At 61.3% G+C, this 21,049-nt stretch carries 15 protein-coding genes; 6 read left to right on the top strand and 9 right to left on the bottom strand.

What is annotated here, in order from left to right; all coding sequences use genetic code 11:
- Positions 1–234 precede the first annotated feature (234 nt).
- The 3 genes from CDO35_RS03210 to CDO35_RS03200 all read left to right on the top strand — a co-directional run bounded on the left by CDO35_RS03210 (position 235) and on the right by CDO35_RS03200 (position 4,522).
- Positions 235–2,538: a TonB-dependent receptor gene (locus tag CDO35_RS03210; protein WP_099522543.1), complete on the top strand. Its 2,304-nt coding sequence runs from the start codon at positions 235–237 to the stop codon at positions 2,536–2,538.
- Positions 2,539–2,680: 142 nt separating this feature from the next.
- Positions 2,681–3,349, top strand: coding sequence for a Fe2+-dependent dioxygenase (locus tag CDO35_RS03205; RefSeq protein WP_099522542.1), 669 nt, complete (start codon positions 2,681–2,683; stop codon positions 3,347–3,349).
- A 60-nt stretch (positions 3,350–3,409) separates the two neighbouring features.
- Entirely contained in the window at positions 3,410–4,522 is a 1,113-nt protein-coding gene (locus CDO35_RS03200) for an alpha-hydroxy acid oxidase (protein ID WP_099522541.1), read from the top strand.
- A 163-nt stretch (positions 4,523–4,685) separates the two neighbouring features.
- Here CDO35_RS03200 and CDO35_RS03195 read toward each other — a convergent pair whose 3' ends face one another.
- Positions 4,686–6,917: a TonB-dependent receptor domain-containing protein gene (locus tag CDO35_RS03195; protein WP_099522540.1), complete on the bottom strand. Its 2,232-nt coding sequence runs from the start codon at positions 6,915–6,917 to the stop codon at positions 4,686–4,688.
- A 228-nt stretch (positions 6,918–7,145) separates the two neighbouring features.
- On the opposite strand from CDO35_RS03195, the gene CDO35_RS03190 reads away from it, so the two are divergent.
- Positions 7,146–7,889: a 5-oxoprolinase subunit PxpA gene (locus CDO35_RS03190; protein WP_099522539.1), complete on the top strand. Its 744-nt coding sequence runs from the start codon at positions 7,146–7,148 to the stop codon at positions 7,887–7,889.
- A 4-nt stretch (positions 7,890–7,893) separates the two neighbouring features.
- Here the strand turns inward: CDO35_RS03190 and CDO35_RS03185 are convergent, their stop codons facing one another.
- Positions 7,894–8,184, bottom strand: coding sequence for a DUF2218 domain-containing protein (locus CDO35_RS03185; RefSeq protein WP_099522538.1), 291 nt, complete (start codon positions 8,182–8,184; stop codon positions 7,894–7,896).
- Positions 8,185–8,239: 55 nt separating this feature from the next.
- The gene (locus CDO35_RS03180) at positions 8,240–8,881 is read right to left on the bottom strand and encodes an NAD(P)-dependent oxidoreductase (protein ID WP_099522537.1); all 642 of its coding nucleotides are present in this window, start codon (positions 8,879–8,881) and stop codon (positions 8,240–8,242) included.
- 100 nt (positions 8,882–8,981) lie between these two features.
- Between CDO35_RS03180 and CDO35_RS03175 the strand changes: the two genes are divergently transcribed.
- Positions 8,982–9,869, top strand: coding sequence for a LysR family transcriptional regulator (locus CDO35_RS03175; RefSeq protein WP_099522536.1), 888 nt, complete (start codon positions 8,982–8,984; stop codon positions 9,867–9,869).
- Between the two features lie 88 nt (positions 9,870–9,957).
- Entirely contained in the window at positions 9,958–10,845 is an 888-nt protein-coding gene (locus CDO35_RS03170) for a PA4780 family RIO1-like protein kinase (protein ID WP_099522535.1), read from the top strand.
- Between the two features lie 152 nt (positions 10,846–10,997).
- Here the strand turns inward: CDO35_RS03170 and cueR are convergent, their stop codons facing one another.
- From cueR to CDO35_RS03140, 6 genes are all read right to left on the bottom strand, one after another.
- Complete coding sequence (gene cueR / locus CDO35_RS03165; protein WP_099522534.1) at positions 10,998–11,429, bottom strand: Cu(I)-responsive transcriptional regulator; 432 nt, start codon at positions 11,427–11,429, stop codon at positions 10,998–11,000.
- Between the two features lie 62 nt (positions 11,430–11,491).
- Positions 11,492–12,466, bottom strand: coding sequence for a tetratricopeptide repeat protein (locus CDO35_RS03160; RefSeq protein ID WP_099522533.1), 975 nt, complete (start codon positions 12,464–12,466; stop codon positions 11,492–11,494).
- A 17-nt stretch (positions 12,467–12,483) separates the two neighbouring features.
- Complete coding sequence (locus tag CDO35_RS03155) at positions 12,484–15,555, bottom strand: hypothetical protein (protein WP_143507298.1); 3,072 nt, start codon at positions 15,553–15,555, stop codon at positions 12,484–12,486.
- Between the two features lie 134 nt (positions 15,556–15,689).
- Positions 15,690–16,526 carry a DUF4123 domain-containing protein gene (locus CDO35_RS03150; protein WP_099522964.1) on the bottom strand — a complete coding sequence of 279 codons (837 nt, stop codon included), beginning with the start codon at positions 16,524–16,526 and terminating at the stop codon, positions 15,690–15,692.
- Positions 16,511–18,559 carry a type VI secretion system Vgr family protein gene (locus tag CDO35_RS03145; RefSeq protein WP_099522531.1) on the bottom strand — a complete coding sequence of 683 codons (2,049 nt, stop codon included), beginning with the start codon at positions 18,557–18,559 and terminating at the stop codon, positions 16,511–16,513. Before CDO35_RS03145 ends, CDO35_RS03150 begins: the two co-directional genes overlap by 16 nt.
- A 108-nt stretch (positions 18,560–18,667) precedes the next feature.
- Positions 18,668–21,040, bottom strand: coding sequence for a heavy metal translocating P-type ATPase (locus CDO35_RS03140; RefSeq protein WP_099522530.1), 2,373 nt, complete (start codon positions 21,038–21,040; stop codon positions 18,668–18,670).
- Positions 21,041–21,049 lie beyond the last annotated feature (9 nt).

Here is a 21,049-nt window from a genome sequence, read left to right as displayed (position 1 = left end):
GCGCCACTGCAGGTCATGAACGCCCACCTTGTGTGGGCGTTTGCATTTCTGGCGTCATATTTTCGCAAGTTCCTATATTTAAAAGGGAAATGCCGGATTAGAGCGCTTCGCTGGTTACCTGCAGATTGCGCTGACATTTTTGTTACAAAGAAGTTCATGTAAATCATTCGTAAAGATTGATTAAGATTGAATCTCAAATACTATCGCGCGCAGTTTTCATCTGGAGTGACTCTCGTGAGCGATAAACACAACAAGCGTGCACCTTTCCCCCAGCGTCGTCTGCTGGCCTCGGCCGTCAGTCTGGCCCTGCTATCGGGTTTCGCCGTAGCCCAGGAGCCGGCAGTCGAACTGGACGACGTAACTGTCCAGGGGCAGCAGGACAAGGGGTTCAAGGTCGATAAAGCATCTTCGCCGAAACAGACCGCTGCACTGCTCGATACACCGCAGACGGTCAACGTCATTCCGGAAACCCTGTTCCGTCAGCAGAACGCCCGCACTCTGACTGATGTGCTGCGCAATACTCCCGGGATCAGCTTCGAGGCTGGCGAAAACGGTTTCGCCACCGGCACCAACAACTTCAGCCTGCGTGGTTTCAACACCAGCGGCAGCCTGTTCATCGACGGTGCGCGTGACAACGGCAGCTACACCCGCGACGTGTTCAACGTCGAGCAGGTCGAGGTGTTCAAGGGGCCGGCAGCCGACAATGGCCGCGGTGGTGCCGGTGGTTACGTCAATCAGGTGACCAAGACGCCGACCCTGGAAAGCTTCATCGCTGGCGGCGCCAGCTTCGGCTTCGATCAGTACGACTCCGAGCCGCGCCGCCGTGCCACGCTCGACACCAACCAGATCATCAACGACAGCAGCGCTTTCCGTCTCAACCTGCTGGTCGAGGACAGCGGCGTCGCAGGCCGTGAGCACGCTGAGAAGAACAGCTGGGGTATCGCTCCGTCTGTGGCCTTCGGTCTGGGCACCGACACTCGCGCCATCGTTGCGTACGAGCACGTCGAGATGAACGACCGCCCGGATCTGGGGGTGGCCGGCGTGACCCTGCGTGACAAGCTCAAAGGAGCCAACACCCCGCTCGACTCCTCGGTTTGGTCGGCTGATCGTGACAAGTACTTCGGCCTCAAGTCCGACTTCGACGACACCACCAGCGATGCGCTGATGTTTCGCCTCGAACATGATCTGTCCGCTGGCGTCACCATCAGCAATCAGACGCGTCTGGCCCGCGTTGATCGCCAGGCGCGCTACACCCACGTGCTGGACGACGACAACAACGCCAATGCCGCACTGGTCAACGTACAGCGCCAGCAGTATGACCGCGTCAACACCTCGCTGAGCAACCTCACCAACCTGTCCACACAGTTCTATACCGCTGGTTTGCATCACAACCTGTCGGCGGGGCTCGAACTGAGCCGCGAGAAGTCCGAATCACTGGGCTTCGCGTCGCAGACGCTGCCGGATCTGGTCAGCGTCTTCGACCCGGACTGGGAACGCAGCGTACCGGCGGCTCTGGCCCCGCGTGATCGCACCAAGGTCGACGTCGATACCGCCGCGCTCTATGTCTACGACACTATCGAGATCAACCCACAATGGCAGGTGACCGGTGGTCTGCGCCTGGAGCAGTACGAGGCGAGCATCAGCAACAAGCGTCTTGATGGCAGTGCCGCACCGGGTGATGACTTCAACGATACCGAGCTGAGCCTGGGCGGCAAGCTGGGCGTGGTGTACAAGCCGCTGCCCAACGGCAGCGTCTACGCGGCCTACGGTGTATCCACCCAACCGCCGGGTTCCTACCTGTCCAACTCGGATATCTCGCGTACCGACCAGGGTCTGCCGGCGCTGATCAAGGGCGCCGATCCGGTGCGTGCGCACAGCTACGAGATTGGCACCAAGTGGGACTTCTTCGACCGCCGTCTGTCGACCACCGCTGCGCTGTTCTATACCGAGAAAAAGAAGGTCGCGATTACCGGTCTTGATGTCGGGCAAACAGGCGCCGCTACGCTCAAGGGCTATGGCGCGCAAGTGGTCAAAGGCCTGGAGCTGGGCGCCAGTGGCAAGATCACCGATAACTGGGATGTCTTCGCTGGCATCGTGTTCATGGACAGCGAGCGCAAGCACAGCGCCTATCTGGATGACGTGCGCCGTCGTGCCAATAGTGGCGACTACGGCAATGAGCTGCGCACCGATGGTGACGAGCTGGCCTTCACGCCCAAGGTCTCCGGCAACCTGTGGACGACCTACCGCCTGCCCGTCGGCCTGACCCTGGGCCTGGGCGCCCAGCACGTTGGTTCGTCCTACCTGGGGCGTCCGGATGACGTCGAGCGTATTGTCGCCAATGGTCGCTACGGGCGTGTGCCGAGCTACACCACCTTTGCCGCGATGGCCAGCTATGAGGTCAATGCCAATGTGGACGTGCGCCTGAACATCGACAACCTCACCAATGAGGAATACGTCAGTTCGGCCAACTGGCAGGGACGCCGTGCATTGCTGGGTGATCCGCGTACCTTCACTCTGAGCACCAACTTCCACTTCTAAGCTCGCTTGAGTGGTACAACGCCCTGATTGTCACGCAGTCGGGGTGTTTTCATTCTTGTGGTAGCAGCATATCGGGCTTCTTTCCGGGTACTGCAGCCCTTTAGAATCATTCGCAACGCGATTGGCCTGGAGAACCCCGAACATGATGCTGCGCATTCCCGACGTGCTGAATGCCGAACAGCTGCAGCAGTGCCGCACCGCGCTCGCAGGCGGCAACTGGCAGGATGGCCGGCTGACGGCTGGGCACCAGGCGGTGAACGTCAAGGCCAACCAGCAGCTCGCTCAGGATGATCCACTGACGCAGCAGCTGGGCGATTTCATCCTGGCCTGCCTGGCCCAGCATCCGCGTTTCATGGCCGCCGCGTTGCCGCTGAAAGTGGTGCCGCCGCGCTTCAATCGCTATGCCGAGGGCGGCACCTACGGCGACCATATCGACAATGCGGTATTCAGCGTGCCGGGCACGCCGCATCGTATTCGTGCCGACTTGTCGGCCACTCTGTTTTTCAGCGAACCGGACGAGTACGAGGGCGGTGAACTGGTGGTACAGGACCAGCGCATCAAGCTGCCGGCCGGCCATCTGGTTCTCTATTCCAGCGGCAGCCTGCATCGGGTCGAACCGGTGACCCGCGGTGCGCGTCTGGCCTCGTTCTTCTGGGTGCAGAGCCTGGTGCGCCAGGACGAGCAGCGCAACGTGCTGTTGGAACTCGATGACAGCATTCAGGCGCTGCGCCAGCAGGTGCCAGACAGCCCAGAGCTAGTGCGCTTGACCGGGATTTACCACAACCTGCTGCGGCAATGGACGCAGACCTGAGCGCTGGACCATTGTCCTGATCGAACGTTTTCCTCCACGCTCCGATTGTCGAGAAACAGCATGTCCTTGCCCAAGCTACAGCAGATTCCGCCCACCATCGCCGCCGTCGTCGACTACGAGCCCTACGCCCGCGAACGCATGAGCGAACAGGCTTGGGCCTACCTGGCTGGCGGCGCTGCGGATGAGTTGACCCTGGCGGATAACCGGGCGGCGTTCGAGCGTCTGCGCCTGCGTAGCCGGGTGCTGCAAGACCTTAGCGGCGGCAATACGCGACTGCGCCTGTTCAGCCAGGATTTTGCCCACCCGATAGTTCTCGCGCCGGTGGCTTACCAGAAGCTCGCCCATCCCGATGGCGAGTTGGCCAGCGTACTTGCGGCGGCTGCACTTGGCACGGGCATGGTCGTCAGCACTCAGGCCAGTGTCGAGCTGGAAATCATCGCGTCGCAGGCGCAGGCGCCGCTGTGGTTCCAGCTGTATATCCAGCCTGATCGCGAGTTCACTGCGTCCTTGATCCGCCGTGCAGAAAGCGCCGGCTACCAGGCGCTGGTGCTGACGGTGGATGCACCCGTCAACGGTGCGCGTAATCGTGAGCAGCGCGCCGGCTTCGCACTGCCGGCGGGTGTCGAGGCGGTCAACCTGCGTGGTATGCGGCCCTTGCAGGCGCAAGTCGACTCGCAGAACAGCAGCCTGCTCCTGGGCGGGCCGTTGCTGGCGGCGGCACCGACTTGGGCCGACCTTACCTGGCTGCGCGAGCAGACGCGTTTGCCGATTCTGCTCAAGGGCATCATGAGCGGCATCGATGCCGAACGGGCGCTGGCGGCTGGCATGGATGGTCTGATCGTCTCCAACCATGGCGGGCGTACGCTGGACGGTCTGCCGGCTACCATCGATGTATTGCCCGAAATCGCCGCTGCTGTGCAGGGCAGGGTGCCGCTATTGCTCGACGGAGGCATTCGTCGTGGCAGCGATATCCTCAAGGCGCTAGCCCTTGGCGCGAACGCTGTACTCGTGGGCAGGCCCTACGTCTTTGGCCTGGCCGCAGCCGGTGCGATAGGTGTAGCGCACGTGCTGCAACTGCTGCGCGCTGAGCTGGAGGTGGCTATGGCCCTGACGGGGTGCACCGACCTGGCCAGCGTCGGCCCGGATGTGATCTGGCGCCCTGTGGTTCGCTAGAGGGCCATTATCTCGCACGGCCAATGTCTGCGTTTCCATGGCTGACGATGCGATGATCTGTCGCTTATGCGTGCAGTGATACAGCGTCCCACCTGCAGGCCGACAGTCGCTAAAAAGCAAAACGCCAGCCCAAGGGCTGGCGTTTTGCTTTGCGCGGTTGTGGTCAGAACTCGATGACCGTCGACAGCCACAGGCGTCGACCTTCTTCGAGGGTACCGCTGGTGGACTGCGCGATCTGCGTATAGTCGGACGCCCAGCCAGTGGTGCCGGTGTTGGTGGTGTAGTAGCTGCCGCTGGTGAAATCCTTGTCGAACAGGTTGTAGATCGTGGCGCTGAAGGTCACGTTCTCCGATGCCTTGAACGAGCCACCGAGGTGGAAGACTTCATAGGCCTTCAGGTCGCCGGCGGCGTCGTACAGGGCTTTGTTCGCCGCCGTCAGATTTTCGTAGCGGTCGGTAAAGCGAGCACGTTCGCCGCGGTATTCACCCTTGAACCACAGTGTCAGGCGATCATTGGCTGCCCAGCTCAGGCGTGCGTGAGCCATATGCTCCGGTGTATTGGTCAGTGGCGCGCCCTTGTTGATGCCACTCTTCTGCTCGCTGTCGGTGTATGTGTAGTTGACTGCCAGTGCCCAGGCCGGGGCGAACGCCCATCGGCCTGCAACCTCGATACCCTTGGTGACGGCTTCGCCGATGTTCACGCTCTGAGCGAAGTTCTCCTGAGTGAAGCCCGCGCCATAGCTGACACAGCCTGGCTGGTTCGGATTCGCAGTGTAGAAGCAGTTGGCCAACGGCGTGCCGTCGTCGATCTTGTCCTTGAACTTGTTATGGAACAGGGTGACGTTGGCGTTGAAGTCAGAGAGGTTGTCGTAGTACGCGCCGATCTCGGTGTTGGTGGTGATTTCCGGATCCAGGTCGGGGCTGCCGATGGTGATGGTCGAGCCTTGGCCGGTCACGCCGTTGATGCCGCTGTGCAACTGGTTGAGTGTCGGGGTCTTGTAACCACGGCTTACGCCGCCTTTCAGAGTCCAGGTGTCGGTGGTGTTCCACACCAGGTAGGCGCGTGGGCTGACATGGCCACCAAAGGCTTCATGATCTTCGTAGCGGGCTCCCAGGGTCAGTGCCAGGTCGTCACGCAGGCGCCACTCATCTTCGGCGAACAGCGCCCAGGATGTCTGCTGGAAATCCTCATCGGCGATGCCGTCGGTGACCTTGGCGTCCCACCACTGTGCACCAACCGTTGCGATGTGGGATTCGCCCACGGGAGCGACCAACTTGGTATCTACGACCAGATCGGTCGACTTCAGCTTGCGGTCGTCGCCGATGACGATCGATGGGAAACCTGTGTACGAGTTGCCAATCGGGTTGCCTGGAATGGTACGGCCGAAGGTTTCCGTGGTGTTGTGGGTGATGCTGCTTTCCAGCGTACCGAAGCTCAAACGTCCGGTATGGCTGAGGGCGATCTGGTCACGCTCGAAGCGCAGTTCATCCTTGTAGCCGTTGGCACGCAACGGGGCGTTGGTGGTGCAGCCATCGGTGGCGCTGCCGCCATTCTTGCCGTCGAGGTTGCCCAGTTGGCAGTCGTCATTGTTGTAGACCTGGCGGCCTCGCTCGAAATCGAGGGCGAAGTCGTGAGCGTCGTTCGGGGTCAGTGTCAGGCGGCTACCGAAGGTGGTGTTGCGTCCTTCGACGGGAGAGGCGCCGCGCTTGCTGACGGTGCTGTCGTTGTCGAACTGCAGGTCCGATTCGCCGCGGTCGTACAGGCTGCCACGTACGGCGAGACCCAGTAGGCCCTCGATCAGCGGGCCGCTGGCGTAGAGGCTGGTATTGCTGGCTTCACCGTAATCGCGGTTTTCCTGGAAGGTATGGTCAAGGCTCAAGCTGGCACCCCATTGCTTGGCCACCTTGCGGGTGATGATGTTGACCACGCCGCCCATGGCGTCGGAGCCGTAGAGCGTGGACATCGGCCCGCGAATCACTTCGATGCGCTCAATCGCGGACATCGGCGGCATGAAACTGGTGGCAGTTTCGTTGAAGCCGTTGGGGGTGACGTTGCCTGCGGTGTTCTGACGGCGGCCGTCGATCAGGATCAGGGTGTAGTCGCTCGGCATGCCGCGAATGCTGATATTCAGGCCGCCGGTCTTACCGGTGCCCTGACGTACATCAATGCCTTCCACGTCTTCCAGTGCCTGCGCCAGGTTGCTATAGCGCTTCTGCTGCAGTTCTTCGCGGCTGATCACGCTGATGCTGGCTGGGGCTTCGGTGATCTTCTGCTCAAAGCCGGAGGCGCTGACGACCACGTCGCCCAGAGCGATGGGCTCGTTGGCCTGGGCGCCGAAGCTGGCGGCCAAGGCAATGGCGCTGGCCAAGGCGGTACGGGAATTAAGGGCGGACATCGATCTACTCCTGGCGGTAAGAGAGTGCAGTCGTAACGGTTGCAGACGGCCGGGATGATAGTGATTTGCATATAAGGTTCAATTGCAGATGATGTTGATGTCCATGCCATCAGGCTGGAGAGGCCGTGGCGACTGGGCTGCAGGCAGGTGTAAATTTTGTAAATGCGATTAATTCTCGAGTGTCGGGCGGGCTTTACGCATGCTTTTCTGGCGTTCTAAGCTGCTGGAATGAACCGTATTCTTCTCAACTGCGACATGGGCGAGGGCTTCGGCGCCTGGCGCATGGGCGACGATGAACTAGCCATGCCGCTGATCGATCAGGCTAACCTGGCGTGCGGCTTCCATGCAGGCGATCCGCTGATCATGGCGCGTTGCGTCGAGCTGGCCGTGGCGCACGGCGTGAGCATTGGCGCGCACCCGTCCTATCCGGATCTGCAAGGCTTTGGTCGGCGTCATCTGCAATGCTCGCCGGAGGAGGTCCGCGCACTGGTGCTGTATCAGGTGGGAGCACTGGATGCCTTTTGCCGAGCGCGTGGTTGCCAGCTGGCCTACGTCAAACCGCATGGCGCGCTGTACAACGATCTGGTGCGTGACGATGCGTTGCTGATGGCGGTGCTGGATGCCTGTGCCAGCTACCGCAAGGGTTTGCCGTTGATGGTATTGGCGCTGGCTGACAATGACAGGGAGCTGCGTCTGGCCGACGAGGCCGATGTTCCGCTGATGTTCGAGGCGTTCGCCGATCGTGCCTATCTGTCAGATGGGCAGCTGGCGCCACGCCGGCTCAGCGGCGCGGTGCATCAGGAGCCCGAGCGTATCCTTGGCCAGGCGCTGGCCATTGCCAGCGGCGAGCCGTTTGCCGATATCGATGGCAAGCCGCTGCGGTTGCGGGCCGACAGCCTCTGCGTGCATGGCGACAATCCCGAGTCCCTGGCGGTGCTGCGCCGCTTGCGTGCGCGGCTGGATGCGCTCTGAGCAATCAGTCGGGCTGCCAGTCCAGGGTCAACTCTTCCTGCCAGGCAAAGCGCTCGAAGTGACTGCCGACGACGCCTTCCAGGCGATGCAGGTCCTCGCTGTTGGCGCTTTCAACCAGCAGGCGCAGGCCCTGGTTTTCCGCTTTCAGGGTCGCCAGGCCAGCGCCGAACTCGATGCGCCCCTGTTGTTCATCGAAGCTGACCGGAATCTTGTGTGCGAAGTGCTTGCACAGCCGGCTGATATAGCGCGCCGGGGTGTCGGTTGCGACGAAGGCACTGCTGCTGAATGGAGTCATGGACATTCCTCTGGTTTATTGGCGTTCGGAGCGGCTGCCCGCGTCAGCGCTCGGTTCAGTACGCCAAGGTAAAACGCTGGCGGATATGCTGTGGTCGCTCGGTTTCATCGATCAGCGCCACGGCGAGGTCGGCAACCGAAATGCTGCCCGGCTCATCGCCATTCATCAGCAGCTCGTCGTGGCCCAGACGAAATTTGCCTGTGCGCGGCCCCGGAGCGAGCAGGGCGGCGGGCGATAGAAAGGTCCACTCCAACTGAGCCTCCTCGTGCAGCATGTTCAGCGCCTGGCGTGCGCCCTCGGCGCCTTCCTTGTACTCGGCAGGAAAGTCCGGAGTGTCGATCAGTTGCACGCCAGGGGCGACGTACAGGCTGCCGGCACCGCCGACAACCAGCAGGCGTTTGACGCCAGCCTGCTTGCTGGCCGCGATGATCGAGCGGCTGCCGGCGATGAACTGTTCACGAATCTCTGCCACGCCCCAGCCCGGATTGAAAGCGCTGATCACTGCGTCATGTCCACGCAACTGCTCGGCCAGCGCTGCGCTGTCGTGAACGTCCGCCTCAATGGCGTTCAGTTGCGGATGCGCGCTCAGCTTTTGCGGATGGCGCACCAGTGCGGTGACCTGATGACCGCGGTTCAATGCCTCTTGCAGCAGCGGTGCGCCCACATAACCAGTGGCGCCGATCAGTGCGATCTTCATGAAGTAATCCTTGGTAGGTGATGGTTGATACATGATCACCGCTGGATAAATCCTGGAAAAAGTGGCCTGATGCACTTGGATAATTAAGCAGGGCTTCATAATGGAGCAGCTCAAACGCATGGCGTTGTTCGCTACCGTGGTGCAGAAGGGCTCGATGGTGGCAGCTGCCGAAGCCATGGGCATGACGGCTTCGGCGGTCAGTCAGCAGGTGCGCCGGCTGGAGGAGGCCACTGGCGTCACGCTGCTGCACCGCACCACACGCAAGCTGACCCTTACCGAGGCCGGCGCGCAGTTCTATGAAAGCTGCCGGCAGATAGTCGAACTGGCCGAGCGAGCCGAGCAGCGCTTGGCCGAGCAGCGTGATGCTCCAGTGGGCGAGTTACGTGTCGCCGCCCCGGTCGGTTTTTCCGGGCCGTTGCTGAGCGAAGCGTTGGCGCCGTTGCTCAGTGCCCATCCAGGGTTGAGCCTGAGCCTGTTCTTTCACGATGAGCAGATCGACCTGATCGAATCACGTATCGACCTGGCCATCCGTGTCGGCCGCCAGGAGGACTCCAGCCTGGTGGCCCGTTACGTGACCGACTGGCGCATGATCCTGTGCGCCGCTCCGGCCTACCTGGCCCGCGTCGGCTTACCCGTCGAGCCGTCGCAATTGCTCAAGCTCGACTGGATCGGCCTGCATCTGGAACGCAGCCAGCACCTGACCTTGCATGGCCCCGGTGATGTGCAGCAGCGCCTGCGGCTGGAGACGCGCATCAGCTGCAACAACATCCTGGCCGCGCGCCAGTTCACCCTGGCGGGTATGGGCGTGTCGTTGCAGCCTGAGCCGGAAATCCGTGAGCTGCTGGCTCGCGGCGAGCTGTTGCCGCTGTTGCCGGATTGGCAGCTCGACCCCATCGGCCTGCATATCGTCACCCCTCGACGCGACGCCCAACCGGCCAAAGTACGCTACGCCATCGAGGCGCTCAGGCGTCATCTGGTCAGTGCCTGAACAGGGGGAGTCGGCATCTGCCCCGCGCTGTGAGAGGATGGCCCCTGAAAGTCCGCCTCTGGCCAAAAAGGACCCGTGATCCACACCGATGAAGACGCCCAAACGTATTGAACCCCTGGTCGAAGATGGCCTGGTGGACGAGGTGCTGCGACCGCTCATGAGCGGCAAGGAAGCAGCGGTTTATGTGGTGCGCTGCGGCGACGAGCTGCGCTGCGCCAAGGTCTACAAGGAAGCCAACAAGCGTAGCTTTCGCCAGGCTTCCGAGTATCAGGAAGGCCGCAAGGTGCGTGGCAGCCGTCAGGCGCGGGCCATGGCCAAGGGCAGCAAGTACGGGCGCAAGGAGCAGGAAAGCGCATGGCAGAACGCCGAAGTCGCCGCGTTGTTCCGTTTGGCCAATGCTGGTGTGCGAGTCCCCAAACCTTACGACTTTCTCGACGGCGTACTGCTGATGGAGTTGGTGGACGACGGCGAGGGCGATGTCGCGCCGCGGCTCAATGACGTCGACCTGCACCCGGATGACGCGCGTGAATTCCACGCCTTCATGATCCAGGAAATCGTAAAGATGCTCTGCGCCGGCCTGGTGCACGGCGACTTGTCGGAATTCAACGTGCTCCTCGGCCCCGAAGGCCCGGTGATCATCGATCTGCCACAAGCCGTGGACGCCGCCGCCAACAACCACGCCTTCAGCATGCTCGAGCGCGATGTGCGCAACATGGCCGAGTATTTTGGCCAGTTCGCACCGGAGCTCAAGTACACCAAGTACGCCAAGGAAATGTGGGCGCTCTACGAGGCCGGCAAACTGCTGCCCGATACGCAGCTGACCGGCGAATTCGCCGAGCCCGAGGACGCCGCCGACATCGACGCGGTAATGCGCGAGATCAAGGCCGCCCTGGCCGAGGAAGCGAAGAAGCAGGCCCTGCTCAACGCCGAAGACGAACCCAAGGACGCCGAACCGATCCCGCCCTGGATGCGCTGATAAAGCTTTTGCCGGGCTCTGCTCCGTAGGGTGCGCCGTGCGCAAATCCTCACGCTGCGCCCGGTGCCATGGGAGGGGCTTTAGAACTGGCGGCGCCACTGACGTAGGGCGGGTGCAACCCGCCGTTGTCGGTCTGGCGGGTTTCACCCGCCCTACGGCTGACGGTGCGACGAGCATCCCGCCGCGCCGCTACTCACTCCTTCCTCCAGGCCCTGCAGAATCGGACAATCCGGCCGGCTATCGCCCTGGCAACTGTTCGCCAGCTCCACCAGCGTATCGCGCAAGGCGCTCATCTCGGCAATCTTGCGTGAAAGCGTGGCGATATGCTCCTCGGCCAGCGCCTTCACATCGGCACTGGCGCGCTGCTTGTCCTGCCACAGCGCCAGCAGCTTGCCAACTTCCTCCAGCGAAAACCCCAGGTCCCGTGCCCGCTTGATGAATGCCAGGCGGTGCAGGTCGCTGCTGCTGTACTGCCGATAGCCACTCTCCGAGCGCCCGGCATGGGGCAGCAGGTCGATGGACTCGTAGTAGCGAATCATCTTGGCGCTAAGGCCGGTGTGCTTGGCGGCTTGGCCGATGTTCATGGATGCAGTCTTCTTGTCGGCAGAAACTCCGCATGACTATGCCAGAGGGTTGAGCCCGAGTGTTAGAAGCCTAATTTGGGTGGGAAGAAGGAAAGTGGCGGATGGGTAGCCTTCCATTTCGCTGCAAAAACTTTGGCTTCTTCGATTTGTTCGGGTGTCATTTTTGAAGCGACTTTGGGGAGCTTATACTCTACATTTTCTTGCATGCCGCCCCCTCCGTCCAAATCTTTAAGCATGTAGATAAAGCCATATGCTTTAATTGGATCTAAAGGGAATCCATATTGTTCTGGCTCATGGGCTAAAAAGGCACCATAACCATAAATTGCCTCTGCTGACCCTAGGCTGACGGCTTTTTCTGTCCAGTATCGTATAGCGGTATCATCACCTTTCAAGAATTGTTGATATAGAAAAATTCCTGCTACAAAGTCGCCTTCTGCGGATTTTTTGGCCAGCTCCTCAACTTTCTCTGAGCGCTTCCAGGGGGGGAAAAAAAAGCCTTTTCCTTCCTGATAACGGCTTGCCAATAGGTATTGCGCGGGGGCGTAGCCCGCATCGGCAGATTTTTCTAACCACTCAAGATCATTTGTTCCTAAGTACATAATGTACATGGCTTCCGAGTCCCCGGCGTCGGCACGGGCTTTACCAATTTCACGTGCTTGCTTGAGCCAGTCCCAGGCCGTTTTGGAGTCAGAAGGGCAGTTACTCATGGCCGAACATAGATCGCTACCGCTGCGGGAAAGCCTGAGCATGGCATATAGATCACCTTGGTCAGCAGCGGCTATAAACCACTTTTGAGCTTCTTCTGTCATAAAGCGATTGTTCATTCGCAGCGCTTCGCCTAGATAATATTGGGCTTCCCTGTCTCCTGCCTTGGCTGCGACCTCTAAATAGGGTTCTGCCGACATTGCTTTATATTGGTTGTACAAGGCAATGCCCTTTTCTTTGGCCTCTTGCTGTTCCGGTGTCAGCTGACTTGCCCAAGCTGAAAAGCACAGCAGGGTTGTTAGTGTGCTGGCAATGAGGTATCTAAAATACATTATATAGTTCCAATGGCTTATTCGTTGGGTCCTGTATATGTAGCACGGCCGCCTGGGACAAATGTATGGCCGTAGTAATCGCTGCGCCGGCAGTAACTGTCTCTTAGTTGCCCCAAGGTTTTGACATGTTCTTTGTAGCGAGCCCGCAAATCATCACCCATCGGCCCTTGAGGGCCGATACGCATAACTCCTTCAGCCATAAACCTATCCATTCGCATCCGGTTGGTGCAGTAGGCCTGTCCTGGTTGCGGCTCTTTGGTACCAAAGCGATTCATCCGTGAACAGGCTTCGTCGAACTGACGTTGTGCATTGCTGACTGTGCCTGTGCGCTCGGCATTACGTAACAGCCAGCCAAGGATTCTTTCGATAGCCCGTTGTTGCAGTAGATGGCACGCTGGTTCCGAATAGGGTGTGATCTGTTCTTGAGGATTACCGTTATCGTCAAACGCTATATCCACTGCATCGAATGCCTCCGGCCTGAACAGCAGCGTCATCAACATCGGCCCCAGGGCTTCCGGAGTGGCATCGACAAACCACCGTTCCAGTTCGGCCTGGTCTTCGTAGCCCATGATCGCATGAGCGATTGGCCCGCCCTTGCCGCCACTGGTCAGGGCTTCGTAGAGATTCATAACAATGTCGGCGTTACGCAGGCTCAGCATGTAGACCATGCCGACATCGATACCCACAGCGCCCAGTACGTTGAGCTTGCTGATGAAGTCGAAGGCGGAACCTTCTACCCACTCCAGATTGTGATATTGGTTTTCGCGCAGTTCGCGGCGCATCAGGTTGATCAGTTCGATGATGGCTTCATAGCCCACGGCAAAAGCGAGAGTACCGGAGACGCCGGGGCCGGCGATTAGCGCCGCCTTGATGCGCAGGATCAGGCAGCCTTTGTCCAAGGAGAGGGTCACCTCTCCCTTGGCGCCGACTCCGATCGCGGCAGCCAGTTCGCCTTCAAGGCGGGCGAGGCTGAGCCAGCCGTCGTTGGGGGCTTGCCCGTCGGTATAGGCGGGCAGGGCACGTAGGTCCGCCAGTTGCTTGGGAGGTGCCCAATTCAGAGCACCAGTGAGCTTGATCCCGACCTGGACGCCGGCGAACAGGTTGAAGCTGGCCGATGCTCCGTCCTCGATTTGGGCCTTGGCGCCTTGTCCCGTTACCACCTGCCCAGTGCGCGCATTGCCGGCTGCGCTGGCGCTATTGGCCTCACGTTCGGCCGGCTCTACGGGATCGAGGGTGGCGCCGTAGCCGGTATTGCCAGGCGACAGCTCCAGTTCGGCGGCGAGCATCATGGCTACCCCGGTGTAGCCCCAGGCGCGGGCGCCCAGGTGCACCGAAAAGCGGCCCAGGTTCATCGTCGCCAGTTGTTGTTGGTAGTTGATATAGGTGGCCTGTACATCCGTGGCGGCGGAGCGTTCCGGCAGATCGATTTTCCCCAGTTCGATTTCGCCCCTGGCCAAGTCGATATTGAAATGCGCCCGAGCGCCGGCGGTTACCCCTTCGTGCAGGGCGAAGGACGGCCCGTCGACCGAGGCGCCGCCATGAATGCTTGGTTGCGGTGGCGTAAGGCAGCGCACCAGTTGCGCTTGGGGCGTGGGATCGAACAGGCGCAGCTGACGGACAGCATCGTCTTGAAACAGCACCTGGCGCAGGCGTTCGCCCCATTCCTGGCGAGTGCCAGCATCCTGCAGGGCGTCGACCCGGTAGCCTTTGCGCTGGCTGACATATTGGTAGAAGCGCTCGACATCGAACCAGCCTTCAGCGTCGAACCAAGGGCCTTCCTGGTCCTTGATTTCGATGCTGCCCATGCCCTTGAGCCAGTCACTGAAGTCGCTGGCGGCGTGATCTTCGCCTTGCTGGCCGCTGCTGTTACCGGCGAAGCTCGCGCTGCGCTTTGTTGCTGGTTTCAGCAGGCTTTTGAGCACCTTCAGGCTCAGGTGACGCAGCGGTTGGCCGGGCGTGTCGGGCAGGCTGACCTCGCGCAAGGGAAAACCGACCTTGACCAGGCGATCGACCGGCTTGGGCTCGAACTGTTCCGGCTCCCAGAGCAGGTGGCGACGTGGCTGGGTGTTGGATACGACCCATTGCGCACGCCAGCGAATCTGCAGTTTTTGATCTTCCAGCGCGCTCCAGGCCTGTTTTTCCGCTTTCAGCAATCCGGCGGGAGCCTGGAGATTCTCGCCGCTTGCCCGAATCCAGCCTTGATATCGCTCCTCCATCTTTTGTTCCAGGCGACGCTGTGCATCGATGAGGCCAAGGTATTCCTTGAAGCTCTCGATGCCGCTGACCACACCGGAGTGCTCGTCGCTGATCAGGGCGAATTCAGGCAGGGCTAGGCCGTAGTCGGCAGCCTTGAGAATGGCATCAATGTACTGCGCATAATCGAAAGCGCTTTGCTGCTGCTCCTTCCACACCTGGTAGCTTCTGAACTGAGCTCTGCAGTTGACGGTGCAGTCGATGGCATCGTCATAGCGACGCTTGGCCTCCTGCATCAGTTCGGCGATCTCTTGCAGCGTATAGGTTGGTAGCTCACCTTGTTCGAGTAGCGCGTTGCGAGCCTCTAGGTAGGCCTGTACGGCATTGCGGGCCGCTACTGCCTGCGGGCTGAATAGCCGGCCATCCTGATAGTCATAGCCCTGGCGATGCGCTTCGGAGATAGCACTGTTGTAGAGCCCAAGCCATTGATTCAGGGTATCCAGGCGCTCCTTGTTTCTGTGAAAGGCCAGGTTACGTGGGTCGGTGAGCAAATCCCGGCGCTCATTGATATAGCGACCATTGGAAAAACGATTCTCCGACTCGAAACGCTGCATCCAGGCCTGTTCTTCGCCTTCTAGAAAGAAGCTCAGGCGTGGTTCCAGAAAGTGTTCCAGCAGGCCGTTGGCATCGAGACCCTTCTTGCGATCCTCGGCGCTTTTGTCCGGGGAAATGTCCTGCTCTAAACGTTGTGCCGCCTCCTTGATGGCGTCGGCTGCACGCTCCGGCAGTAGCCAGAAGGCTTTTTCTTCCGTGGCGTAGATGACATTGGCAAAGCGGGGCGAGCAGGCCGGAGTCTGCGTCTTGTCGAAGCAGTCCGCTTCGGTCGGTTCTATCACTGGCTCTGCCGGCAATTGCAAGATCTGCTGCGGACGCGTAGCTGCTTCGGCCGATGTCGAGTGAGGTGTAGGTTGGGTATCGCCACGTGGGGCGGAAGGCGTGATAGGGAACATAGGCTTCCATTCCAATTGTGCTAGAGATTCTGCGCCAATATTTGATCGACTTTGATGAAGGGGTCGGCCTTACCGCGCAGAATGGCCATGACAGGTTCCTGCTCCTCGAGCCGTGTCCGGCTGACCAGATCAGCCAGTCTCACTAGCCAGCGTCCTTCGCTAATGCCGTGGTCCACCAGCAACTCCAGGTTATCGATGATCGCGGGTAGTTGTTGGCCGTGGGGAGCGTTGAATTTCGTGTAGTGCCTGTCGATCCAGTAGACCCAGCGCAGGGTACGCTGGGTCAGTTGGGTAGATGCTGCCAGGCTGTAATGCTTCTGTACGGTGTTTGGCGAATAGTCGAGCGGCGCATGCCAGCCGATCCAATGTTGCGGTCTAGCGCCAAGTGCACGCGGTGCCGGGCTATAAACCGCGGACCAAGGGGCAAATAGCTGTTCTGATGAGGTCAAGGCCATCGCCGCCCATATGTCGGGGCGGTAATAGTTGATCAGGCTCTGACCACCGGAACCATCGTTGACCGTCAGCAGCCAGCACGCATGAGCGATGGCCGCGTCGCGGTCTGCTGCGCAGAGCGCAATACCAGCGCAATGCTGCTGGCAAAGGGATTCCCCCAGCTGTTGCAGCGCACTGCCGGCCTCAGCACTGAACCAAAGTGGGCCCTGATCGGCCAGGTGATGAAAATCAGTCCTCTGGAACAAGAGGATCTGTTCTGCAGGTTCATCAATGGCGAACACCTTGGCTTGGGCATCCGGCACGGTTTGTTGGTCAATGATGAAGTGCCATGTCGGTTGATCAGCCGGTAGTGTAGGTATGGATTGCTCCAGCTTGGCAATGAAGTTGTTCAGCCCTTCATGCATGGACAATCTCCCCGGCTACAGGCACCGTTGCTCTGTTTGCCGCACAGCGGGCCGAAAGATAAGACCGGCTGTGGTCTGGGCGGTGCCAAGAGGGAACCGGGACGGTCACGGTCTGCAGCATTGGGTAGCGTCGGCGCCAGAATCTTCAACCCCGACCCACTACCCGGCCCACCCCCCGAATTCATCTTGATCGTCGCCCCGCTCAGCGTGACGCCGCTGGGGTCGAGCTTGAGGAAGCTGCCGCCGCCTGCGGCGGTGAGTTCCATGCCTGCATCAATCACCACTTTGCTACCGGCGTTGTAGTGAATCTCGTTGCCAGCTTCGATAAACAGGCCGGTGCCGACTTTCACGTGCTGAGTGGTGCCTACGGTGAGATGGTCGTTGGCGCGCACTTCCACCTTGCGGTCGAGGTCGGTGGTACGGTGTTCCTCGGCGCGTAGTTCCGTATGGGTATTGGCTTCGACGGTGTCGTGGCGCTCGTTGCCGACGCGGATCTTCTGGTTGTTTTCGATGTTTTCGTCCCAGTCGCGCTGGGCGTGGATGTAGATCTGCTCGGCGCCTTTGCGGTCTTCGATGCGGAATTCGTTGTAACCGCCGCCACCGGGGCTGCTCAGGGTCTTGAACAGACTGCGGGTCTTGTTTGCCGGCAGGTCGTAGGGCACCACGTGCTCGGCGTGATACAGGCAGCCGGTGACCAAGGGCTGGTCGGGGTCGCCTTCGAGGAAGGTGACCAGCACTTCCATACCCACCCGTGGAATAGCCACACCGCCATAGGCCTTGCCGGCCCAGTTGGAGGCTACGCGCAGCCAGCAACTGGTGGTGTCGTTGCCCAGGCCTTCGCGATCCCAGTGGAACTGCACTTTCACCCGGCCGTATTGGTCGCAGTGGATTTCCTCGCCGGCCGGGCCCGTGACGACGGCGGTCTGGCTACCGAGTACCTTGGGCTTGGGATGTTCGAACGCGGGGCGGTAGGGGATGTCCCAGGGGGTGGCGCTGAAGCTGTTGCGGTAGCCCTGCTGGAACCCGTCGCCCGGCTGGGTGTTGCTGGTCACCGACTCTTCCAGCACCTGTGGCTGCTTGCCTTCATGGATGACTTCATTGAGTAGCCAGAGGTCGTTCCACTGTGCTCGCGGATGACCAGCCAGGGCAAGGAAGTGGCCGCAGATCAGGTAGGCGTCGCTCTGGCCTTCGGCCAGCTCATAGTCGCTGCGCAGGCGTTCCAGGCTGCGCTTGGCCAGGTGCTTGCCGCGTGTGCGGTCGGTGAAGCGACCAGGGTAGTCGTAGACCTCCAGTGCCGGGCTGAACTCGCTGCGGTAGTCCGCCTCCATCTGCAGCTTGGGCTGCTCGAAGTCATAGTCGCGCCAGGTGGCCTGGGTGCTGCGGGTTTCCAGGCGCACGCCGAAGGCGCGTACCACCTCGTTGTCAGCGGAAAGGCCGCTGTCTTGCTGGTAATTCAGCGGATCGAGTTTGGGGAAGACGCTGGCGTCGTCGCCAAACACCAGACGATGGCTGTCTTCGCTGTGTTGGAAGTGGAAGCTGATGCCTTCTTCCTCGCACAGGCGCTGGATGAAGTGCAGGTCGCTTTCGTCGTACTGCACGCAGTAGTCGCGTTCGGGGTAGATATAACCGAGCTGGAATTGATAGGCGTCGCTCTGGATGCCGTGATCTTCGAGTATCTGCCCGATGATCTGCGGCACCGTCAGGTGCTGGAAGATGCGCTGGTTGTAGCGGTGAGCCAGGTAGGCGAGCTGTGGGCGCAGGCTGATGCGGTAGCGCGTCAGGCGCTTACCCGAGTCGCCTTGCTCGATGGCGTAGACCACACCGTGAACGCCTTTGCCGGAGGGGCCGAAGGCCAGGTAGGCGGTCTGGTTGATCAGAGCGTCGAGATCGAGGTCGGCGCTCTGGCTGACCAGTTCGATTTCGAAGCAGTAGGGCTTGTTGAGCGTTTCGCGCCCCTCGAAGCTCAGAACCTGCAGGTCGTTCTCGACCGCAGGAATGGCGAGGGTGATATGCGCCTGATTGGCATCCAGCATGCCTTGGCCTCCATCCATGAGTTGGGCGAAGCCTGAAGGGTGCCGGACACCGGGCGCAGCTTCAATGATGGCATTCCCATACCATGCGCCGGTTCAAGAAAATGCCGGCTACGATCCTTTCGGTCTCCAGCGATTGAGCAGCAACGCGTTGCTCACCACGCTGACGCTGGACAGGGCCATGGCGGCGCCAGCGAACATCGGGTTGAGCAGGCCGGCGGCGGCCAGCGGGATGCCGATCAGGTTGTAGATGAAGGCCCAGAACAGGTTCTGGCGGATCTTGGCGTAAGTGCGCCGGCTGATGTCCAGCGCGGCCGGCACCAGGCGAGGGTCGCCGCGCATCAGGGTGATGCCAGCGGCATGCATGGCTGCATCGGTGCCGCCACCCATGGCGATGCCGACGTCGGCTGCGGCCAGTGCTGGGGCGTCGTTGATGCCGTCGCCGACCATGGCCACGGTGCCGTGCTGGCGCAGTTCGCCGATCAGCCGCGCCTTGTCCGCTGGCAGCACCTGCGCATGAGGTTGGTCGATGCCCAGCACGCTGGCCACCGCCGCGACGCTGCCCTGGTTATCGCCGCTGATCAGGTGGCTGGTGATGCCCTGTTCGCGCAGTTCGGCGATGGAGTCGGCCGCACCTTCCTTGAGTTGATCACCGAAGGCCAGCAGGCCGAGCAGGCGAGGGATGTTGCCGGTTTCGAGCAGCCAGGACAGCGTGCGGCCCTCGGCTTCCCAGGTGCGGGCGGATTCGGCCAGCGCTCCCTCCTGCAATTGGTTTTCCTCCAGCAGGCGGCTACTGCCCAGTTGCAGGCTGCGGCCCTCGACATTGCCAGCGATCCCACGACCGGCCAGCGCGCGGCTGTCGCTCAGTGCCGGCAGTGCGATGTGCTGTTCGGCGCAGCCCTGCAGCACGGCCTTGGCCAGCGGGTGTTCGCTGCCTTGTTGCAGGCTACCAGCCAGGCGCAGCAGTTCGTCCTCGTCTGCTTCGCCCAGGCCGATATGGACGATGCGCGGTTTACCTTCGGTGAGGGTGCCGGTCTTGTCGAAGGCGATGTGCTGCACCGCATGCGCCACTTCCAGTGCTTCGGCGTCCTTGATCAGGATGCCGTGGCGCGCGGCGACGCCGGTGCCGGCCATGATAGCGGTCGGTGTGGCCAGGCCCAGCGCGCAGGGACAGGCGATCACTAGCACGGCGACGGCATTGAGCAGGGCACTTTCCAACGGCGCGCCGAATGCCAGCCAGCCGAGCAGCGTGGCCAGGGCGATCAGCAGCACGGTTGGGACGAAGATCTGACTGACCTTGTCCACCAGCTTCTGGATCGGCGCCTTCGCCGCCTGGGCGTCTTCTACCAGGCGGATGATCCGCGACAGCACGGTCTCTGCACCCAAGGCGGTGGTCTCGACCAGTAGGCGGCCTTCGCCGTTGATGGCGCCGGCGGTGACCTTGTCGCCCGGCTGCTTGGCCACCGGCAGGCTTTCACCGCTGATCAGTGCCTCGTCCGCATGGCTGTGACCCTCCAGTACCTGGCCGTCGACCGGGAAGCGCTCGCCCGGCTTGACCAGGATGCGATCGCCCAGCACCAGGGCTTCAAGGCCGACGCGCTCCTCGCGCCCCTCCACCAGGCGCACCGCGTGGTCCGGGCGCAATGCCTGCAACGCGCGAATGGCACTGGCGGTCTGGCGCTTGGCGCGGCTCTCAAGGTACTTGCCAAGTAGGATCAGGCTGATGATCACCGCCGAGGCCTCGAAGTACAGGTGCGGCATCTGCCCGGTCGGGGTCACGGTCCACTGATACAGACTCAGACCGTAGCCGGCGCTGGTGCCGATCGCCACCAGTTGATCCATGTTGCCGGCGCGAGCCTTCAGCGCCTGCCAGGCCGCGCGATAGAAGCGCGCGCCGAAGATGAACTGCACCGGCGTGGCCAGCAGGAACTGCACCCAGGCTGGCAGCATCCAGTGCAGGCCGAACGGCTCGACGAGCATCGGCAGCACCAGCGGCAGGGTCAGGACGATGGCTGCCAGCAAGGTCAGACGTTCACGGCGTAGTCGGTGCTGGGCATCATCCGTCGTGGGGTGATCATCGAGCAGGCTGGCTTTGTAGCCGGCGGCAGCTACCGCCTTCAGCGCCTGTTGCGGGTCGAAACCAGCGAGCACCTGCAGGCGCGCCTTCTCATCGGCAAGATTGACGGCGACCTTGCTCACACCCGGCAGCTTGCCCAGGGCGCGTTCGATACGACCGACGCAGCTGGCGCAGGTCATGCCTTCGATGCTCAGTTCCAGTGGCTGGCTGGGCACGCTGTAACCGGCGCCCTCGATGGCGGTGATCAGTTGCGGCAGGCTGTCGGTCGGCGCTTCGATACGCGCCTGCTCATTGGCCAGGTTGACGCTAGCGCTGCTCACCTCCGGAATTTTGCGTAACGCGCGCTCTACACGACCGGCGCAACTGGCGCAGGTCATGCCTCGGATCGGCAGGTCGAAGGTGGTCATGGTTCGGCT

The sequence above is a fragment of the Pseudomonas sediminis genome (assembly GCF_002741105.1).
In the GTDB taxonomy this organism is placed as follows: Bacteria; Pseudomonadota; Gammaproteobacteria; order Pseudomonadales; family Pseudomonadaceae; genus Aquipseudomonas; species Aquipseudomonas sediminis.
The sequence above is the reverse complement of the archived record's forward strand: the minus strand, read 5'-3'. Positions and strand labels throughout refer to the sequence as shown.